The organism is Leifsonia williamsii, from assembly GCF_030433685.1.
In the GTDB taxonomy this organism is placed as follows: domain Bacteria; phylum Actinomycetota; class Actinomycetes; order Actinomycetales; family Microbacteriaceae; genus Leifsonia; species Leifsonia williamsii.
The window spans coordinates 3361161-3380716 of record NZ_JAROCF010000001.1 but is presented as its reverse complement, the minus strand read 5'-3'; the positions used below and the strand labels follow the sequence as shown (position 1 = coordinate 3380716).

16 protein-coding genes and 1 tRNA gene are annotated in these 19556 nt (G+C 71.9%); 11 read left to right on the top strand and 6 right to left on the bottom strand.

Annotated elements, in window-relative coordinates; translation table 11 throughout:
• Nucleotides 1-100 precede the first annotated feature (100 nt).
• The 4 genes from P5G50_RS15970 to P5G50_RS15955 all read left to right on the top strand — a co-directional run bounded on the left by P5G50_RS15970 (nucleotide 101) and on the right by P5G50_RS15955 (nucleotide 6090).
• A complete protein-coding gene (locus P5G50_RS15970) occupies nucleotides 101-736 on the top strand; it encodes an ArsR/SmtB family transcription factor (protein ID WP_301212023.1) in 636 nt (211 codons plus the stop codon).
• Nucleotides 733-2034, top strand: coding sequence for an MFS transporter (locus P5G50_RS15965; RefSeq protein WP_301212024.1), 1302 nt, complete (start codon nucleotides 733-735; stop codon nucleotides 2032-2034). The genes P5G50_RS15970 and P5G50_RS15965 overlap by 4 nt, the downstream gene beginning before the upstream one ends.
• A 64-nt stretch (nucleotides 2035-2098) precedes the next feature.
• The gene (locus P5G50_RS15960; protein WP_301212025.1) at nucleotides 2099-5854 is read left to right on the top strand and encodes an AAA family ATPase; all 3756 of its coding nucleotides are present in this window, start codon (nucleotides 2099-2101) and stop codon (nucleotides 5852-5854) included.
• Between the two features lie 20 nt (nucleotides 5855-5874).
• The gene (locus tag P5G50_RS15955) at nucleotides 5875-6090 is read left to right on the top strand and encodes a hypothetical protein (RefSeq protein ID WP_301212026.1); all 216 of its coding nucleotides are present in this window, start codon (nucleotides 5875-5877) and stop codon (nucleotides 6088-6090) included.
• 13 nt (nucleotides 6091-6103) lie between these two features.
• On the opposite strand, the gene mscL is transcribed toward P5G50_RS15955, so the two are convergent.
• From mscL to P5G50_RS15940, 3 genes are read right to left on the bottom strand one after another with little or no spacing between them, the layout of a single operon-like run.
• On the bottom strand, nucleotides 6104-6541 hold the full coding sequence (gene mscL, locus P5G50_RS15950) for a large-conductance mechanosensitive channel protein MscL (protein ID WP_301212027.1): 438 nt from the start codon (nucleotides 6539-6541) through the stop codon (nucleotides 6104-6106).
• Between the two features lie 33 nt (nucleotides 6542-6574).
• Nucleotides 6575-6847, bottom strand: a complete 273-nt coding sequence (locus P5G50_RS15945) for an FmdB family zinc ribbon protein (RefSeq protein WP_301212028.1) — start codon at nucleotides 6845-6847, stop codon at nucleotides 6575-6577.
• Between the two features lie 43 nt (nucleotides 6848-6890).
• On the bottom strand, nucleotides 6891-7475 hold the full coding sequence (locus P5G50_RS15940; RefSeq protein ID WP_301212029.1) for a 5-formyltetrahydrofolate cyclo-ligase: 585 nt from the start codon (nucleotides 7473-7475) through the stop codon (nucleotides 6891-6893).
• Between the two features lie 58 nt (nucleotides 7476-7533).
• Here P5G50_RS15940 and galU point away from each other — a divergent pair, with 58 nt between their 5' ends.
• The 6 genes from galU (at nucleotide 7534) to P5G50_RS15910 (ending at nucleotide 12183) form a co-directional block, all read left to right on the top strand.
• Entirely contained in the window at nucleotides 7534-8505 is a 972-nt protein-coding gene (gene galU / locus P5G50_RS15935) for a UTP--glucose-1-phosphate uridylyltransferase GalU (protein ID WP_301212030.1), read from the top strand.
• A 43-nt stretch (nucleotides 8506-8548) separates the two neighbouring features.
• Entirely contained in the window at nucleotides 8549-9211 is a 663-nt protein-coding gene (locus P5G50_RS15930; protein ID WP_301212031.1) for a GNAT family N-acetyltransferase, read from the top strand.
• An 82-nt stretch (nucleotides 9212-9293) separates the two neighbouring features.
• Entirely contained in the window at nucleotides 9294-10403 is a 1110-nt protein-coding gene (locus P5G50_RS15925) for a hypothetical protein (protein WP_301212032.1), read from the top strand.
• A gap of 58 nt (nucleotides 10404-10461) precedes the next feature.
• Nucleotides 10462-10537, top strand: a tRNA-Ala gene (locus tag P5G50_RS15920).
• Between the two features lie 64 nt (nucleotides 10538-10601).
• The gene (locus P5G50_RS15915) at nucleotides 10602-10934 is read left to right on the top strand and encodes a hypothetical protein (protein ID WP_301212033.1); all 333 of its coding nucleotides are present in this window, start codon (nucleotides 10602-10604) and stop codon (nucleotides 10932-10934) included.
• A 160-nt stretch (nucleotides 10935-11094) separates the two neighbouring features.
• Nucleotides 11095-12183, top strand: coding sequence for an AbiH family protein (locus P5G50_RS15910; protein WP_301212034.1), 1089 nt, complete (start codon nucleotides 11095-11097; stop codon nucleotides 12181-12183).
• Nucleotides 12184-12192: 9 nt separating this feature from the next.
• Here the strand turns inward: P5G50_RS15910 and P5G50_RS15905 are convergent, their stop codons facing one another.
• Together P5G50_RS15905 and P5G50_RS15900 are read right to left on the bottom strand one after the other, a co-directional pair.
• Nucleotides 12193-12804, bottom strand: a complete 612-nt coding sequence (locus tag P5G50_RS15905) for a LysE/ArgO family amino acid transporter (RefSeq protein WP_301212035.1) — start codon at nucleotides 12802-12804, stop codon at nucleotides 12193-12195.
• Nucleotides 12805-12935: 131 nt separating this feature from the next.
• Nucleotides 12936-15581 (bottom strand): metallophosphoesterase, encoded by a 2646-nt coding sequence (locus P5G50_RS15900; protein ID WP_301212036.1) that lies wholly within the window; start codon nucleotides 15579-15581, stop codon nucleotides 12936-12938.
• A 195-nt stretch (nucleotides 15582-15776) separates the two neighbouring features.
• On the opposite strand from P5G50_RS15900, the gene P5G50_RS15895 reads away from it, so the two are divergent.
• On the top strand, nucleotides 15777-16709 hold the full coding sequence (locus P5G50_RS15895; RefSeq protein WP_301212038.1) for a LysR family transcriptional regulator ArgP: 933 nt from the start codon (nucleotides 15777-15779) through the stop codon (nucleotides 16707-16709).
• On the opposite strand, the gene P5G50_RS15890 is transcribed toward P5G50_RS15895, so the two are convergent.
• Nucleotides 16648-19524 carry an aminotransferase gene (locus tag P5G50_RS15890; RefSeq protein ID WP_301212039.1) on the bottom strand — a complete coding sequence of 959 codons (2877 nt, stop codon included), beginning with the start codon at nucleotides 19522-19524 and terminating at the stop codon, nucleotides 16648-16650. The two genes, P5G50_RS15895 and P5G50_RS15890, sit on opposite strands and share 62 nt — an antisense overlap.
• Between the last annotated feature and the right edge of the window lie 32 nt (nucleotides 19525-19556).

The window sequence follows — 19556 nt, the reverse complement described above, 5'->3', positions numbered from 1 at the left end:
AGTTCGCACGGGATTGGTTCACGCAGAGCAACAACATGCGGGACCGTCGCGGACATTCCCGCTCTTGACGTGAAAGAAGTCTTTCGCAATACTCTGAAACATGTCTTTCGAATCTCGCGAGGAGCAGCGCCGCACGGTCACCGACCCGCGCGCCCTCCGCGCGCTCGCCCACCCGCTCCGCGTCGCCCTGATCGACCACCTGATGTCGTTCGGCCCCCGCACGGCCAGCGAGTGCGCAGAGGTCCTCGGCTCGACGCCCTCCAACTGCAGCTACCACCTGCGCGCGCTCGCACGTTTCGGGCTGGTGGAGGCGGTGGAGGCCGAGGACGGCCGCGAACGCCCGTGGCGCTCGGTCGCGACCGGCCTGAGCTACGGCGACACCGAGAACCCGGACGCCGAGCTCGGCTCGGGAACGATCGAGCGCGCCCTCGCCGACCGCCAGGTCGACGACGAGGCCGCGCTGGTGCGCCGCGCGATCGCCCAGCGCGACGAGCAGCCGCGGGAGTGGCGGGAGGCGTCGATGCTGTCGGGCTACGCCCTGCGGCTCTCGGCCGCCGAGCTGCGCGCGCTGGGGGAGCAGCTGGATGCGCTCATCCGGCCCTACATCGCCCTCACCCGCGCCGATGCGCCCGACGACGCCGATGTCGTCGCCCTCCACCTCAACGCCTTCCGCCACCCGGACGCGCTCGCCGTCGGTCGGGCGAAGGACTCGCGTGCAGGGGAGGCCGAGTCGTGAGCCGCCGCCACCTCCTCCTGCGCCGCGACTACGGCCTGCTGTGGTCGGCCGGCTTCGTGTCCGACACCGGCGACTGGCTGCTCATGATCGCGCTGCCGCTGTTCGCCTTCTCGGCGACCGGCTCCGCACTCGGCGCCTCCACCGTCTTCCTCGCCGAGCTCATACCGATGCTGCTGCTCGGGAGCCTCCTCGGCGTGCTCGTCGACCGCTGGGACCGCCGGCGCACGATCATCGTGGTCGCGCTGCTGCAGGCCCTGGCGCTGCTGCCGCTGCTCGCCGCCTCCGCGGACCGCATGGGCATCGTCTACGCGGTCGCAGCGGTGGAGGCGGTGCTCGGCGCGATCATCAACCCGGCCCGTCAGGCGATCGTGCCCGGCATCGTCGGCGCCGACGAGCTGGGGGCGGCGAACGGCCTGATCGCCGTCAGCGACAACCTCGCCCGGCTGATCGGGTCGCCGCTCGGCGGAGCGGCCTTCGCCTTCTGGGGGCTCGGCGGCATCGTGCTGGTGGATGCGGCGACCTTCGTCGTCACGGCCCTGCTCGTGCTGGGCACGCGCCGCGGCATCGGCCGCGCGCCGGCGACCGCGGTCGAAGCGGAGACGGGGGAGGAGCCGGTCGCGCAGACGGAGCGCCGCCTCCTGCGCGAATGGGTGGAGGGGCTGCGCACCCTCCTCGCCTCCGGCACCCTGCGCACGATGACGGCCATCGCCGTGCTGGCGGGCGCCGCGCAGGGCATCTTCCTCGTCCTCTTCATCGTGTACCTCACCGAGGATGTCGGCGCGGGCGACGCCGGCGTCGGTCTCGTCCGCGGCCTGCAGGCGGTCGGCGGGGTGCTCGGCGGGCTCGTGACGGGGAGGCTGCTGCGGAGGTTCGGGGAGCGCGCCGTCGTCGGCGTCGGCTTCCTCGTCTTCGCCGGCCTGCTGCTGGTCACGTGGAACCTCGCGCCGATCACGACCGCGCTCGCCGTCTACGCGGGCCTCTTCATCGCCATGGGCATCCCCGCCGTCGCCACCGGCACCGGCGAGATCACCGTCGTGCAGAGCGCGACGCCTCCCGCCGCACTCGGGCGCGTGATCGCGGCCGTCACGACGCTCGGCGGTGCGGCGCAGGGCGTCGGCCTGCTGGCGGGCGGCGCACTCGCCGAGACGGTCGGCGCGGTGCCGGTGCTCGACGCCCAGGCGGTCCTCTATGCGCTGTGCGGGGTGCTCGCGCTGGTCTTCCTCCGCGGACACGGGAGGGTGCGCGAGCCGGAGGCCCCGCCGGCCGCCCAGACCACGCAGCCGAGCGCCACATCGTAGCGGATCGCCGCGAAACCCGCCCGAATTGCCCGGGATTCCAGGGAGGGGCACGTAGGGTGTCCGTGTGTGGCGACTGGATAGGAAGACGGAGGACGACGCGCTCGCGTCGGACCTCAGGGACGACGATGCCCTGCATCCCGCCGGCAACACGACCGCTCCGCACATGCTGAGCCTCGGCGACCCGGCCCTCACGGCGGGCAACATCGCCGAGCCGGTGTGGCAGCGCTGGCGCGACGAGATCGCGGCGATCGGCGGCACCTCCCCGCTCCTCCACTTCGAGGACGGCCCGCGGACCCGCATCGAGCTCAGCACCACGCACCCGGGCGGCCTGCCGCAGTTCATCACCGGCAAGAGCACCCTGCTGTCGAGCCTGATCCGCGACGAGCTGGCGCTGCGCACCGCGCGCGCCGCCGCGAACGCGATCACGGCCAAGGGCATCGAGCTGCGCTCGGTGCGCGGCATCGAGTCGGTGCATCTGGCCATCGGCCTGGCCCAGTGGCGGCACGGCGGCGACGAGTTCTTCGCCCCGATCCTGCTGCGTCCGCTCGCGATCCGCCGGTACGGCCGCGACTTCGAGCTCAAGCTCAAGGGGCAGCCGTTCCTCAACCCGCAGCTGGCGGAGGCACTCGCCCAGCAGTTCCAGATCACCCTCGACGCCGACGCGTTCGTGGCGCTCGCCGTGCAGAACGGCGTGTTCAAGCCGCAGCCGGTGATCGACCGCCTGCGCGGGCTGACCTCCCACCTGCCGTGGTTCAATGTGCAGCCGCGCCTGGTCGTCTCGTCGTTCGCCGACGTCGCGCCCGCCCTGCGCGCGGAGGCCGACGACCTCGACGCCGTGATGCTGGATGCGCTGGCGGGCAACCCGACCGCGCGCACCACGGTCGAGAGCGCCTTCAACCCGGTCGACCCGATCAAGCAGGACGAGCGGCCGCCCGCGACCGACACCCTCCTGCTCGACGCCGACGAGACGCAGGAGAACGTCGTCGCGCAGATCGCCGCCGGCAACTCCATCGTCGTGAAGACGCTGCCGGGCACCGGCGGCACCCAGACCATCGTGAACGCCATCGGCGCCCTCGTCGGCCAGCACAAGCGCGTGCTCGTGGTGACCCCGCGACGGTCGAGCCTCGACGACATCGCCCAGCGGCTCTCCCGCGCGGGCCTCCCCGGCCTCGCCGTCACGCCGCGCACGCTGCGCCGCGACCTCATCCAGGCCATCGGCCGCAACGAGAAGGCGGAGCAGCCGCGCGTCACCGACGTCGACGAGGCGCTCGTCCGCCTCCGCAAGGTGCTGCTCGACTACCGCGCGGCGCTGACCCGCCGCGACCCGGTCCTGAAGGTGTCGGTGCTGGACGCGCTGCGCGAGCTGTCGCACCTGTCGCTGCTGCCGGCTCCGCCCTCCACCACCGCCCGCCTCGGCCGGCACTCGATCGAGGCGCTCGCACACGACCGCGCCTCCGCCGCCGACGCGCTGATCCGCGCCGCCCGGCTGGGCGAGTTCCGCTACGGGCCCAACGACTCGCCGTGGTACGGCGCCTCGTTCACCACGACCGAGGAGGGCAAGGCCGCGCACGAGCTGGCCAAGAAGCTCAACCGCGCCGAGCTGCCCCGCCTGATCGAGCGCGCCAACGCGCTGATCGGCCAGACGCGGATGCGGCCCTTCGAGTCGATCGCCGAGCTCGGTGTGTACCTGCGGCTGCTCGCCGACATCCGCGAGACGCTCGACCGCTTCACGCCTGCCGTGTTCGACCGGTCGCTCGCCGAGCTGATCGCCGCCACCTCCTCGCGCCGCGACTCACCGGCCATGTCGGGAGCGAACCGGCGCCGCCTGCGCAAGCTCGCGCTCGAGTACGTGCGGCCCGGCGTGCACGTCACCGACCTCAACGAGAGCCTGCGCCGCATCCAGCAGCAGCGCATCCTCTGGAACCGGTTCGCCGTCGCCGGCGTCGTGCCGGAGGTGCCGGTCGGCATCGCCGACGTCCAGGTCGCCTACCAGCGGGTCGCGGAGGACCTCGCCCGCCTCGACATCCCGCTGCGCCGCACCGGCACCCCGAACTCCCTCGCCGCGCTGCCCATCGAGATCCTCACCCGCCAGATCGCGGGCCTCGCCGCCGAGTCGGAGGTGCTCGCCAACCTGCAGGAGCGCACGGCGCTGCTCGGGCAGCTGCGCGAGCTGGAGCTCGACCCGCTGCTCTCCGACCTCTCCATCCGTCACGTGCCCGAGACGCAGGTGAGCGCGGAGCTCGAGCTGGCCTGGTGGCAGTCGGTGCTCGAGACGCTGCTCGCCTCCGACCGCGCGCTGCTCAGCGCCAACACCGGCGTGCTCGACCGGCTGGAGGCCGACTTCCGGCTCGTGGACGAGGCGCACGCCTCCGCCACCGGCAAGCAGCTCGCGTGGATGCTCGCCGAGACCTGGAAGATCGGCATCGTGGACTGGCCGGACGAGGCCGCGGCGCTCAAGCGCCTCCTCACCACCGAGAACCCGACCGCCGCGTCGCTCAACGCCGTCGCACCGCACCTGGCCCGGCCGCTCGCGCCGGTCTGGCTGGTCTCGCCGTACGAGGTGCCCCACATCAGCCGGGAGGTCGCCTTCGACGCCGTCCTGCTGGTGGACGCCGGGGCCTCCAGCCTGGCCGAGAACGTCCCGGTGCTGCGCCGCGCCAAGCAGGTCGTCGCGTTCGGCGACCCGGTGACGCAGACCCCGTCGCGGTTCGACATCGGCGTGCACGAATACGGCACGACCGTCGACGCCGACGACCTCGACGCCATGCACGCCGACTCCGCACTCGCCCGGCTCTCGGAGCTGCTGCCCGTCTACACACTCTCGCGCAGCTACCGCGCGGGCGGGGAGGACCTCGCCGAGCTGGTCAACCGCCGCTTCTACGGCGGCATGATCGACTCGTTCCCGTGGGCGGGCACGTTCCTCGGTCACGGCAGCCTCGCGCTGCACTACGTGACCGGCGGCCAGGGGATGCCCGACTCCGACACCGGCGCCGTCGAGAGCACGGACGCCGAGGTCGCGACCGTGGTCGACCTTGTCCTGAAGCACGCGACCGAGCGTCCGCGGGAGTCGCTCATGGTCATCACCGCGAGCGAACGGCACGCCGTGCGGGTCAACCAGGCCGTGCTGGCGGCGTTCTCGAAGCGGAGCGAGCTGGCTGACTTCATCCTGGGCGACCGGGCGGAGCCGTTCACCGTCGTCACCCTCGACCAGTCGGTCGGGCAGAGCCGCGACCGCGCGATCTTCAGCATCGGCTACGGCCGCACCCCGCACGGCCGCCTGCTGTCCAACTTCGGCGCGCTCGCCGAGCCGGGCGGCGACCGCCTGCTGGCCGTCGGCATGACCCGCGCGCGCCGCGGCATGGACATCGTGTCGTGCTTCAAGCCGGAGGACATCGACGAGTCGCGCATGCGGCACGGCATCGCGGCGCTCGCCCAGGTGCTGGGGGAGGCCGACCAGCTCCAGGCGGCGGCGCCCGAGTACCTGAGCCAGGACGCCGACCCGATGGTCCTCGACCTCGCCAAGCGCCTGGTCCGCCGCGGCCTCGACGTCCACCTCGGCTACCGCGGCAAGATCACCCTGGTGGCCTCGCACGAGGGCCGCGCCGTCGCGATCGAGACGGACGACGACGTGAACAAGGGCAGCCTCCGCGAATCGCTCCGCCTCCGCCCGGACGTGCTGCGCCGCCTGGGCTGGCACTACCTCCGCGTGCACAGCTTCGAGCTGTTCGCCGACCCGGACGCGGTCGCCTCGCGCATCGCGAAGCTCATCGGCGCGGAGGTCGGCACGGAGACGGCGCCGATCACGATCCCGGTGGGGTGAGCGGCGGTTACGCTGGAGGGGTGACCTCCGACCCCGACGCGCGTGCCGCCTCCGGCTCTGCCGGGGCTTCGCGTCCGCGGCGCAGCCGGCGGGTGCAGCGACCCGGCGCGCCCGGAGCGGACCCGTCGCCGGCGCTGCCGTCGGCGCCGGAGCCGAGCGCTGCCGACAGCGACCACGCGCCGTCGTTCGGGTCGAACGACGAGCGGCTGCGGCGGGACGTCCCGCCGCACTGGTGAGTCGGGCGGCTGGTCAGACCGACGGGTCGGCGTGCTTGCCGGTGCCCGACGGCGGGGACTGCTGGGCGCTGAGGAGGTCGCGGATCTCGGTGAGGACGTCGAGTTCGGTGACCGGGGCCTCCGGCTCGACCACGCCCTTCTTGCGGAGGCGTTCGGCGCGCTTCTTGAGCTCGTTCAGCGGGTACACGAAGACGAAGTACACCACGGTCGCGACGATCAGGAAGTTGATGATCGCCCCGATCACCGCGCCGAACTTGACGTCGGAGCCGTTCAGGGTGACCACCAGCGCGTCATCCAGGGTGCTCGCCTGGAAGAAGGCGCCGATCAGCGGGTTGATCAGGTTGTTCACGATCGAGGTGACGACCGCGGTGAAGGCCGCGCCGATGACGACGGCGACGGCCAGGTCGATCACGTTGCCGCGGAGGATGAACTCCTTGAAGCCCTTGAGCATGACCGGTCCTTTCTGCAGGAGGGGTGGTGCTGACTAGGCGGCGGAGCCGGAGGAGGACGACGAACCCGACGACGACGAACCCGACGACGACGACGAAGACGACGCCGATCCCGCCCCCGCCGACTTCGTGCCGCGCGAGTCGGTGCGGTAGAACCCGGACCCGTTGAAGGTGACGCCCACGGCGCCGAAGACCTTGCGCAGCGAGCCGCCGCAGTTCGGGCACACCGTCAGCGCGTCGTCGGTGAAGGCCTGCTGGATGTCGAAGGCGTGACCGCAGTCGCGGCACTGGTACGAGTAGGTGGGCATCTTCTTCCGGTGGTCGGTCGGGTCCGCGGGGCGGACCGGTGGGTCAGGAGAACTGGACGATCCTGCTGGGCGTCACGGCGCCGTCGACGGGCTGGTCGTGCCGCTCGCGCGGGACCTCGTCCACGAGCTCGCCGTCGAACAGGACGGCGTAGACCGGTGGACATTTTTCCATGCTGCCGAGCGTCTTGTCGAAATAGCCGCGCCCCCAGCCCATGCGCATCCCGCTCGCATCGACGGCGGCCGCCGGCACGAGGATGAGGTCGACGTCGTTGATCGCGATGGGGCCGAGCAGCTCGCCGACGGCCTCCGGCATCCCGAACAGCCCCTCCGTCTCGGTCTCGCCGTCGCCGGTGGTCCAGTCGAGGAGGCCGTCCTCGCGCGAGATCGGCAGCAGCACCCGCAGGCCCTGGGCGTGCGCCCAGTTGAGAAAGGGGCGGGTGTCCGGCTCGATGGGCGTCGACAGGTAGGCGGCCACCGAGCGGGCGGAGAGATCGGTCACCAGGTCGACCAGGTTGCGGGTGAGGCCCGCCGTCGCGCCGGAGCGCTCGGTCGTGGTGAGGTTCTGCCTGCGCTCGCGGAGCTCGGCGCGGAGCGCCCGTTTGCGGTGCTCGGCGGTATCCGGGTCCATACCGCAATCCTAGAAGACCGACCCTGTGACCGCCGGAAATGCGGATACTGTAGGCGGCATGGCAAACCACGTGACGAAAGCGGTCATCCCTGCGGCGGGTCTGGGCACCCGGTTCCTCCCGGCGACGAAGGCGATGCCCAAGGAGATGCTTCCGGTGGTGGACAAGCCGGCCATCCAGTACGTCGTCGAGGAGGCGGTCGACGCCGGCCTGCACGACGTGCTGATGGTGACCGGCCGCAACAAGAATGCGCTGGAGAACCACTTCGACCGCAACGCCGAGCTCGAGGACACCCTGCAGAAGAAGGGCGACACCGACCGCCTGCAGAAGGTCAACTACTCCACCTCGCTCGCCGACGTGCACTACGTGCGCCAGGGCGACCCGAAGGGCCTCGGCCACGCCGTGCTCCGCGCGCAGATGCACGTCGGCCGCGAGCCGTTCGCGGTGCTCCTCGGCGACGACATCATCGACCACCGCGACCCGCTGCTGACCCGCATGCTCGACGTGCAGCACCGGCTCAACACCACGGTCGTGGCGCTGATGGAGGTCGACCCCGACAGCATCCACCTGTACGGCGCCGCCGCGGTCGAGCCGACCGACGAGGACGACGTGGTGCGGATCACCGGTCTCGTCGAGAAGCCGGACAAGGAGCACGCCCCCTCCAACCTCGCCATCATCGGCCGCTACGTGCTGCGCCCCGAGGTCTTCGACGTGCTGGAGCGCACCGAGCCGGGGCGCGGCGGCGAGATCCAGCTGACCGACGCGCTGCAGTCGATGGCGGAGGCGCCCGACTGGACCGGCGGCGTCTACGGCGTCGTCTTCCGCGGCCGCCGCTACGACACCGGCGACCGGCTCGACTACATCAAGGCGATCGTGCAGCTCGCCATCGACCGGGAGGACCTCGGCCCCGAGCTGCGGCCGTGGCTGCGCGAGTTCACGGACGGCCTCGAGGACGCCCCGCAGGAGGTCGTCGAGGAGATGCCGGCCGAGCCCGTGGCGCCGGTCGAGCAGCCTGAGCCCGCCGAGAGCTGAGCCACCAGCGGCGGAGGATCGACAGACGACGAAGGAGGAGTACGTGGCGATCGTGATCCCCACGCTCGGCGAGGGCCGGGTGGGGTTGCGGCCCATCCGTCTGCGCGACGCACGTGCGCTCGAGCGCTCCCTGCTCGAGAACCGCTCGTGGCTGCGGCAGTGGGAGGCGACGAGCCCCTACTCGGCGGGAGCCTTCGACACGCGGGCGAGCATCCGCTCCCTGCTGGCGAACGCACGCGCCGGCCACGGCCTCCCCTTCATCGTGGAGTACGACGGCGAGCTCGCCGGCCAACTGAACGTGTCGTCGATCACGTACGGGTCGCTGTCGAGCGCGACCATCGGCTACTGGATCGCCGAGCGGTTCGCCGGCCACAACATCACGCCGACCGCGGTGGCGCTCGCCACCGACTACTGCTTCTACCAGCTCGGCCTGCACCGGATGGAGATCTGCATCCGGCCCGAGAACGCCCCGAGCCTCCGCGTGGTCGAGAAGCTGGGCTTCCGCTACGAGGGGCTGCGCCGCCGCTACATCCACATCAACGGCGACTGGCGCGACCACTTCTGCTTCGGCCTCGTCTCGGAGGAGCTGACCCAGGGCGTGCTGCGGCGCTGGCTCGACGGCAACGCGCCGGCGGACGCCGCGACCATCACCGCGGAGGACCGCGCCGCCTCCGCCAACCCTCTGCCGGTGGCGCGCGTTCGCTGAACGTCCACTCCACGGGCGCTGAGGGGAAGACACACCCGTTCACTGCCGGGGGCGCGCGCCCCCGGGCCTCTACCGTAGAGGCATGAACGGGGATGTGATGGGCGGTGGGGTGGTCGTCGCCATCGCGGCCGCCCTCTGGGTGGCCTATCTGATCCCGGTGTGGCTGCGCCGGCGCGAGTACCTCGCGACGGAGCGCAACGCCGTGCGGCTGCAGCAGACGCTGCGCATCCTGGCGGAGACGAGCGAGCTGCCCGCCGAGGTGCGGATGGAGGCGACGGCGCGCACGGTCGCCGAGCAGCAGCGCATCCTGCGCAAGGCGGAGGAGAAGCGCATGGCCGTCGCCCGCGCCGAGGCCGCCGCGCATGCCCGCCGTGAGCAGGCGATCGCGGAGGAGCGCCGTCGTGCCGCCGAGGAGGCGGAGCGTGCCGCCGCCGAGGCGATCGCGGTCGAGCGCGCCGCCCGGGCCGCCGCTGCGCAGCGCGCACGCGTCCTCGCCGCCGCGACCCGCCCCTCCACACTCTCCCCGCAGCGCCGCCGTCGCCTGCGCCGCGCGCGCTCGCTCTCGACTCTCGCTCTCGTGGTCGCCGCCGTCGGCGTCGCCTGGGGCACCGCACTCATGGCGTCGACCGGCATCTGGCTCGTGCCGGCGCTGTCGGCCGCGCTCGGCGTCGCGTCGGTCGGGATGCTGACCCGTCTGGCGCGTCCGCAGGAGGCCGTGCCCGCGGCGTCCATCGTCGCGCCGTACTCGCCTCCCGCGCCGGAGCTGTACGACGACGCCCAGCACGACCTCCCGGTGCAGGAGCGCCTGCGGCAGAGCTGGACGCCGCAGCCCCTGCCGAAGCCGCTGCACCTCTCTCCGGGCACCGTGGCCGCCGCCGCCATGGCGTCGATCGACGCCGCCACCGAGCTGCGCCGGGCCGCGGCCCGCGCGGACTTCGAGCGGAAGGCCGCGGAGGTCGCTCCTGCCGCGCCCGCGCCTGTGCCGCTGCGCCCGGTCGCGGCGGCGCCCGCTGCCGCTGCCGGCGTTGCGGAGGCGCCCGTCGCCTCGGCCGCCGCACCCGCTGCTCCCGTCGCTGCTGCCCCGGTCGTGGAGGCGCCGAGCCGCTACGCGAGCATGGGCATCGTCGACGGGATGGACGACCGCGCTCTCGACCTCGACGCCGTGCTCCGTCGCCGCCGGGCCGCGAGCTGAGCGGTGCTCGATTTCGATCTGGACCCGTTCGGGTGCTATTGTTTCTAAGCAGTTCCCCGGGGCTATGGCGCAGTTGGTAGCGCGCTTCGTTCGCATCGAAGAGGTCAGGAGTTCGAATCTCCTTAGCTCCACCAGGCAAGTCCGGAAGGCCACCCGAGAGGGTGGCCTTCCGGCGTTTCGGGGCTCTACATTGTGCTCGTGGATGAGGCGACGGCCGGCCGGGAGGCGCTCGACGCGCTGGCGGCGGAGTACGCGGACGACCCGCGGGTGCGCTTCGGCACGATGTTCCGCAGCCCCGGCCTCCGTGTCGACGGCAAGATCTTCGCGTTCCTCGGCCACGGCGACCGGCTCATCGTGAAGCTGCCGCGCGAACGGGCGGTAGCGCTGATGGCAGCGGGCGTCGCCGGCGACGTCACCATGGGCACGCGCACGATGAAGGAGTGGGTGGCGCTGCCGGCCGAGACGCCAGGGGGATGGAGCGGGTATGCGCGCGAGGCGTACGCGTACGTGAGTGCGCTCCTGGCCGGTTAGAGAGGGGGGGGGGGGGGGGATTCGCGCCCAAGGGATAATGTGTGGCTTTCCAGAGCGCCGTCCGGCTGTAGCGTCGGAGTGCCGCGCTGGGCGGTGCCAGTGAGAAGGAAACCGCCAAATGGGTCATCGGGATTACACGAAATTGTTCGACGCTTCACAGATGCAGCACAACATCATGGCTTTCGTCGGTAACGGGTTCGACCTCCAGGTAGCCGACGACTACGCGATGCCGGTGGACACGCGGTACACCAGCTTCTACTACTTCTTGAAATTGCGGTCCTTTGACCCGTCCAACCCGATCCTTCGTGAGATGGAGCGGCTCCGGGACGCAGATGAGAAGAACTGGAGCGACGTCGAGGCGGCCGTGGAGGGCATGCTCCGAGCCGACCGGACGCGAGCCATCGATCTGGCCGACGCGCTGAGGCGCATCCAAGAGCAATTCTCCCAGTTCTTGGAACTCGCCGTCCCGGCGTCGCTACTCGTGCGCCTCGGCGCCGACTCGATGAAGGCGGGGGCAGCGGTCACTTCGCTGCAGGAGTTCTTGGGTGACCTCGAACCGGCGGAGTATGCCTCGCTCCGGTTTCCGAAGGGCATCCGGAACTTCGACGTGTTCAACTTCTTGTTCATCAACTTCAACTACACGTCTTTGCTCGACGACTTCGTCTACCTGGACCAGGTTCAGTTCGACCCACGGCCCTACAAGACGGTGGACCGCAACTTCCACTTCAAGATTGACCCAGGTGCGTCTGAACGAGACTGGGGAGACATCTTCTACTCCTATGTCACGTCGGAGGTCGTTCACCCCCACGGCCATCAGAGCATCCCGCGTTCACTCCTGTTCGGGATCGACATGCCCAATAGTGTTCGCGGTAACCAAGATCCTGCCCTCAGGCTGGCGAAGCCTTTCTGGGCGCAGAACGACCTCCGGTACCGCCACCTCTTCGACGACACGGAGTTGTTCATCGTCTTCGGCTGTTCGCTTGGCGAGTCCGACAAGTGGTGGTGGAAGAACATTGCCGACCATCTCGGTCAGGACCGCCAGCGTGAGGACGGTATGCCGTCATATTCGCCCGAGCTGATCCTGTACTGGTTCAACGGAGGTGCCGATCGGCTCAGTGCAGACGATGTTCGCGACAAGTTCCTCGAGTTTGCGGACCCAGCCGAGCGGGGGCGGATAGCACCGTTCATTCACGTCGTCCTGCATGACGCCAACACCCGTCGGTCGTGGCTGAGCACCTCCGCTCTTTGAGCCGTTGTCTCAGACGACCAGCAGCACCGCCAGCACCAGCATCAGCACGGCGATGCCCGCGTCGAGCACGCGCCAGGCCACCGGGCGGGCGAACACCGGCGCCGCCAGGCGGGCGCCATAGCCCAGGAGGGTGAACCAGAGCAGGCTCGCGGTCGCGGCTCCAGCGCCGAACACCCAGCGGCCCGGGTCGCCGTGCGCCGCCGACAGGGAGCCGATCAGCAGGACCGTGTCGAGGTACACATGCGGGTTCAGCCAGGTGATGGCGAGGCAGGTGCCGACGGCGGCGAGAAGGGAGATGGAGGCTCCCGTCCCCGCGGTGAGGGTGCCCGGTTTCAGGGCCCGGCGCGCGGCGAAGACGGCGTAACCGACAAGGAACGCGAAGCCGGCCCAGCGCACGATCTCGAGGGCGACGGGCGCGCTCTTCACCAGGACGCCGATCCCGGCGACTCCCGCGCCCATCAGCAGCGCATCGCTGAGGACGCAGACGGCGACGATCGGCAGCACGTGCTCCCGGCGCAGCCCCTGTCTGAGGACGAACGCGTTCTGCGCGCCGATGGCGACGATGAGGGAGGCGGAGGAGCCGAGGCCGGCCAGGAACGTACCGAGAGTGCTGCTGAACATCGGTTCGACGCTACGGCAGCGACCTACCATAAGTACAGCTCACGTTCCTTACGTAGCATCAGCTGCTCTAAAGATCGTGTCACGGAAGGAGGCCGCCCCGGCGAACCGGGACGGCCTCCTGTGCTCATGCCTCAGGCGCTGCGACGGCGGCGTGCCAGAATCACGCCGGCACCACCCGCGACCAGGGCGAGCAGGGCCAGGATCGCCGGCAGCACGAGGTCCGAACCGGTAGAGGCCAGCTCGTCCTGCGCGGAGGCCGCCGGGTCGGCGGTCGCCGGGTCGTCCGTGCCGGACTCGTCGCCTCCGGGCGCGTCCCCTCCGGGCACCTGGCCGCCGGGCACCTCGCCGCCGGGCGGCGTCTGGCCGGGCGGGGTCTGGCCGGGCGGCGTCTCGCCCGGCGGAACCTCACCGGGCGCGGCCGCGATCGAGAAGGTCACCCGGGCAGGGTCCGCGGAGCGCGTCCCCAGGGACTGCGCCACGGCCAGATCGTACGATCCGGCGGTCAGCGGCTGCGCGAAACGGGCCGTCCACTTCCCGTCGTCGCCCACCACCGCGGTGGCGGAGGCGTCGGCGGCGAGGGCCGTGGTCTCCGCCACGGCGACCGCCGCACGGGCCGCGTCGACGTCCGTGGCGGCCACGGCGGCGGCAGCAGCACCCGCCGGACGCACCGTCACGGTCGCGCCGGGGAGGCCCGTGCCCGACAGCGCGGCGACCGTGCTGCCGGCGGGCAGCTGGCCCGTCGGGGCGCCGGTCAGCGTCAGCCCGGTCAGGTCGGCGCGCGCGGTCAGCCACTCGTCCGGCCCGGTCGCGTGGTCGATGATGCGGGTCTCGCCGACGCAGCCGTTCCAGCCGTTGCGGGCCGCGTCGTCCACCCAGTCCGCGCCGATGATCCACGGCATGTGCGGGTTGGCGGCGAGGCCGAGGGCGTCGCTGGTGTTGCGGAGCACCGGGGCGCCGTCCACGTACATGGTCAGCGTGCCGTCCTCCTCGCCGACGATCGCGACGTGCGACCACGCGCCGGGCATGATCTCACCCGACCAGGCCGTGCGGTCGCCCTTGGTCGGGTCCTGCGGCACGCCCGTCCACTGGAACTCGCGGAGGTTCGAGATGCCGAGCGCCGTCGGCGACGCGGTGTAGTCCCACGGCGTCTGCGCGAAGCCGTCGATGCGCGAGCGGTTGCCGGTGTGCACGAGGAACTTGGACCAGCCGTTGGCCGCCGCGTCCCACGACGCGTCCATCTTGACGAACGTCTCGATGGTGAAGCCCTTCGAGAGGTCGGCGTCGTTGACGGGGGCGTCCGCCGCCGTCGTCAGGTAGCTGTACCGCGAGCCGCTGGAGTTCGCGAAGCACGCCGCCGAGCCGTCGGAGGAGTAGCCGTGGACGTCGCCGGACGCGACGGTCACATCCTCCAGCGTTGTGCCGACCGAGTTGGTGGCCGCGGGGTCGGCGCGGTGCAGGTCGTTGTCGCCGGCGACGTCCTCGATCACGGTCTCAGTGCCGACGGTGCCCTTCACGCCGTTGAATCGCCAGTGGGCGAGCGTGCCGTCGACCTCGGGGAAGTCGGCCGTGGCGCCCGGGAACTCGGTCGAGATGGGGTCGGGCCCGGTGAAGCCGTCCTCCAGGATGCTGCGGGCCTTCTGCGCGAGCGATGGCGTGTCGGCGGGGCCGGCCGCGAAGTCCGGCGCGAAGCCCTTGAACCGCTCCGAGAAGTCGATCGGGATGCTGAACTGCTGCTGCGGCCCCTCCTGGAAGAGCTGGTCGTAGCGGGTCAGCGCGTCCTGCGGCTTGAACTTCACCCACGGCGAGGCGGTCTGCACGTTGATCCGGTCGTTCGTGAGGTCGAACTCGTACAGCCCGAGGTAGCCGTCGCCGCCCTCGTACGCCATCTGGTAGTCGATGACGACCTCGGTCACGGCGTGGCCGAAGTCGTTCGTCTTGGTCAGCCGGGAGGCGCCGTGGAAGTGGCCGTTGAGGGTGAGGAAGATCTGGTCGTTCGACCGGATCAGCTTGTCCCAGAGCCGCAGACCGTAGTCGGTCTCGAGCGGCGTCTCCCCGTCGGCGGCGATGTTGATCACCTGGTGGGTGGTGAGGATGGCCGGCAGCGTCGGGTGGTCCTTCAGCACCTGGTTCGCCCACGCGAGGGTCGCGTCGGACGCGCGCCACGACAGGGCGAGCACGAGGTACTGCTGCCCGTCGGCCTCGAAGATGTGGAACTGGTTGAACCCGGTCGGGTCGCTGCCCTCGAACGTCGACACCCCGGCCGCGCGGCCGGCGCCGAACCACTTCAGGAACGGCTCGTTCGCCAGGTTGTACTGGTCGTCGTAGAGGTTGTCGTTGCTGTTCCGCACGTCGTGGTTACCCGCGAGGATCGAGTAGGGGAGCTTCGCGTCGTCGAGCGTCTGGATCGCCCGGTCGGCGGCCTGCCACTCCACGTCCCTGTGGACCTGGTCCACGACGTCACCGAGGTGGGTGACGAACGGGATCTGGAGCGCGTCGGCGTTCTTCGTGAGCCAGTCGGTCTGCACGGCGAACGGGTCGGTGCCGTAGCGCGGCGTGAACTGGTCCGCGGAGTAGCGGGAGTAGAACTGCGTGTCGGGGAGCACCGCGAGCGTGAAGCGCGAGCCCAGGTCGCCGGCCGCGGGGGCCGGCGCCGCGCTGGCGGGCACGGCGGTCGCGGCGACCGCGGCGGTGAGGCCGAGCGCGCCGAGCGTCGCCGCGGCGACCGTGCGACGCACGCGGGAGGACAGCGAGGACTGTCGTCGGGAGGGGGATGCCACTGGTGAGGATTCCTGTTCTCGATCGGGGGATCGGTCTGCGTGGCCTCTCAGGTTCCTGAGAGACTTCATAACGCTAGGCATCCGCTGTGACCCGTCCGTGAACGGCAGCGGACCCTTCCGTGACGTGCTGTTTCCCTGCCCGCAACCTCCATCAGCCTGGTTCATGAACCGCCCCGACCGTTAGCATCGCTGTCGATGGAAGCGAACGCCGAGCACCTCCGCACCCTGGCGGCCGCCGTCGACCACGGCACCTTCGACCGGGCCGCCGCCGCGCTGCACATCACGCCATCGGCGGTCAGCCAGCGCGTCCGCGCCCTCGAGGAGCAGAGCGGCCGCGTGCTGCTGCGCCGCAGCAAGCCGATCGAGCCGACGGAGGCGGGGAGCGTGCTGCTGCGCCTCGCCCGGCAGCTCGCCCTGCTGGAGGCGGAGGCCGCGGCCGAGCTGGCGGGGGAGGTGGGCGCGACCGCGGGCATCCCGCTCGTCATCAACGCCGACTCGCTCGCCACCTGGGCGCTGCCGGCGCTCGCCACGGTGCCGGGCCTCGCCTTCGACATCACCCTGGACGACCAGGAGCACACGCTCGACCGCCTGCGCGACGGCACGGCGATGGCCGCGATCAGCTCCGACCCCGAGCCGGTGCAGGGCTGCACGGTGTCCCCGCTCGGGTCGATGACCTACCGGGCCGCGGCGAGTCCGGCCTTCGTCGAGCGCTGGGCCCCGGAGGGGTGGACGCCGGAGGCCGCCGCGGTCGCCCCGATGCTCGTCTTCGACCGCAAGGACGCGCTGCAGGACCGCTACCTCGATCGGTTCACGCCCGGAGCCAGGCCGCCGCGCCACTACGTGCCCGCGTCCACGCAGTTCGTGACCGCGGCCCTGCTCGGGCTCGGCTGGGGGATGCTGCCCGACCTGCAGGCCGACGAGCTCGTCGCCGACGGTCGCCTGGTGGTCCTGGATGCGGAGGGCGCGGTCGACGTGCCGCTGTACTGGCACCAGTGGTCGCTGCGCTCGTCCGCTCTGAGCGCGGTCGCCGAGGCGATCGCCGCGGGGGCGGCAGAGCGCCTGCGGCCTACAGCGTCGCGAGCACCAGGTCGAGCGCGTCCGCGAAGCGGTCGGCGCTCTCCTGCGTGATGCACAGCGGCGGCTTGATCTTCAGCACGTTCTTGTAATCGCCGGTCGGCTGCACGATCACGCCCTCGGCCAGGAGACGGTCGCAGACGAGGTGCGCCTCCTCCGTCGCCGGCTCCAGCGTCTCCCGGTCGCGCACCAGCTCCACGCCCAGGTAGAGGCCGAGACCGTGGACGGCGCCGACGAGCGGGTGCCGCTCGCCGAGGGCGCGCAGCCGGTCCGCGAGGTGGTCGCCGACCACCGCCGCGTTCTCCTGGAGGCGCTCGTCGCGCATGATGTCGAGGACGGTGAGGCCGACGACCGCGCTCACCGGGCTGCCGCCCGCGGAGGAGAAGAAGCTGCCCTCTGCGGCGAACGACTCGGCGATCTCCCGCCGGGTGATCACCGCGCCGAGCGGCTGGCCGTTGCCCATCGCCTTCGCGACCGTGATCACGTCGGGGACGACGCCCTGCTGCTCGGAGCCCCAGAAGTAGTGCCCCATCCGCCCGTAGCCGACCTGCACCTCGTCGGCGATGCACACGCCGCCGCGGGCCCTGACGCGCTCGTAGACGCCGGCCAGGTAACCGTCGGGGAGCATCACGCCGCCCGCGTTGCCGAACACCGGCTCGGCGATGTACCCGGCGACGCCGGTGCCGGCCGCGTCCAGTTCGGCCAGGTCGGCGTCGAGCTCGGCCAGGTAGGCCGGCGCCGAGTCCACGCCGCGGTGGGCGCCGTGGAAGATGTTGGGGGACGAGACGAGCCTCACCCAGTCCGGCCGCGTCCCCAGGGCCCGCGGGTTGTCGCCGAGGGAGGAGGTGACGGCGTCGGCGCCGACCGTCCAGCCGTGGTATGCCTCCTTCACCGCGAGGATCGTGCGGCGGCCGGTGTGCGTCTGCGCCAGCCGCAGCGCCAGGTCGACCGCCTCGGAGCCGCTGTTGACGAGGAAGACCGTGTCGAGCCCCTCCGGCGCGATCGCGGCCAGCCGCTCGGTGAACCGCGACAGTTCGTCATAGTGGAATCGGGAGTTCGTATTGAGGCGCGCCCACTGGTCGCGCACGGCCTCCACCAGCCGAGGATGCCCGTGACCGAGCTGGGTGACGTTGTTCACCATGTCGAGGTAGCTCTGCGCACGGGTGTCGAGGAGGTGGTGCCGCCAGCCGCGCTCGATCAGCGGCGGCTCGGCGAAGTAGTGCTCCTGCACCTGCGCGAACGTCGCGTCGCGCCGGGCGAGCGACGCGGCCGGATCGGGCTGCGGCGCCGCGAGCGGCAGACCGAACAGGGCAGACGGGTCGGGGGAGACGTCGGCCCAGCGCTCGACGGGGAACGCCGGGGTGACGAAGGCCGGGGGACGCCAACCCGTCAGGCGGCTGAGCTGGGCTGTGAGCCGGACGGCCGTGCCGATCTCCGCGCCGGCGGCTACGGCGGCGGTGGTCAGCGGGCGGCTCAGGCCGTCGAGCCACAGCTCGACGCCGTCGCCCCGCAGCAGCCAGGCGCCACCCACCAGCGCGAGCTCGCCGGCGAAGGGTGCGAGCACGGGCACGCCCTCCGGCGCCTCCAGCGTGACCGCGAGGGCGATGGTGGCGGAGGCGGAGGTGCGGTTCACCCGCGCGCGCGTCAGCCGGGCCTCGCCGTAGCGGGTCACCGCGTGACCGGCCTCGCGGCAGACGCGGGCGAGCACGGCCTCCTCGGCGCCCGCCTCCAGCCACGCGCCGGAGTCCTGGTCGCGGCCGAGCACCGAGAGGTCGGTGAGGTTGGCCGCGGTCGTGTCGAGGGCGACCAGCCGGCCCAGGGCGGGCGCTGGGGCAGGGGAGCCCGCCTGCAGCCGGGCGCGGATCAGCGCCTCCACCTCGGTCGCGTCCAGGCGGCGGGCCACGTCGAAGGCGACCCACTCGTGGGCGCGGTTCTCGTCGGCGTACGCGTTGTCGCCGTCGAGCGCCACCTGCTGCTCGCCGCTCACGACGAGCACGGCGCCGCGGAGCACGACGAGCGGCCAGAGCGCGGCCAGGTCGGCGTCGTCGAGCGGAGCCTGCGCGTGGAAGGCCGCCACGACCTCCAGCACCGCGTCGATCGGGTCGTCGGGCACGTGGTGCAGCGCGCTCGTGACGGTCGCCGCGAGCTCGGCCACCAGCCAGCCGTCGGCCACGTCGCCGAAGTCGATGACGCCGGGGCCGCCCTCGCCGAGCACGATGTTGTCGTCGGTCACGTCGCCGTGCACGGCCTGCACGCGCAGGCGCGAGCGCAGCGGCTCCAACCGGGCGAGCGCGTCGTCGGCGGCGCTGCGCACGACCGCGCGCTTGGCCGGCTGCTCCACGTGCTCGAGGAGGAGGTCGACCACCTCGCCGCTGACGCGCGCGTCCCACTGGGTGGTGCGGTCGAGGCCGGGGTGGCGCAGCTCGGAGAGTCCGGCCGCGACCGTGCCGGCGAGCGCCCCGAGGGTCCGCAGCTGCTCGGTCGTCGGCCGCGCGACGCCGGTCAGCGGGTCGCCGTCGAGGTAGCGCAGCACGCGGGCGAGCAGGCGGCGGCCCTGCGCCTCCACCTCCACCAGGTCGGCGCCGTCGAGCGCCCGGACGACAGCGGGGATGCGGATGCCGGAGCCGGCCAGCGCCTCCAGCGCGGCGTTCTGCGCGCGCAGCTCGTCGGCCGAGAAGACCGGGTTGGCGAGTTTGAGCACGTACCGGTCGTCGCCGGTGTCGATGAGGAAGTTGCGGTCCTGCTGGCTGCCGAGCTCGGTCACCCGCCCCTCCAGTCCGAACCGCGCCGCCGCGATGGCGACGGCGTCGTCGGCCGTGACGTCGGGCCGCGGGAGCGAGGGCTGGGCGAGGAAGTCGAAGTTCGGCACGGAGCACTCCAGGACGGTCGGCGGCGGGTCGC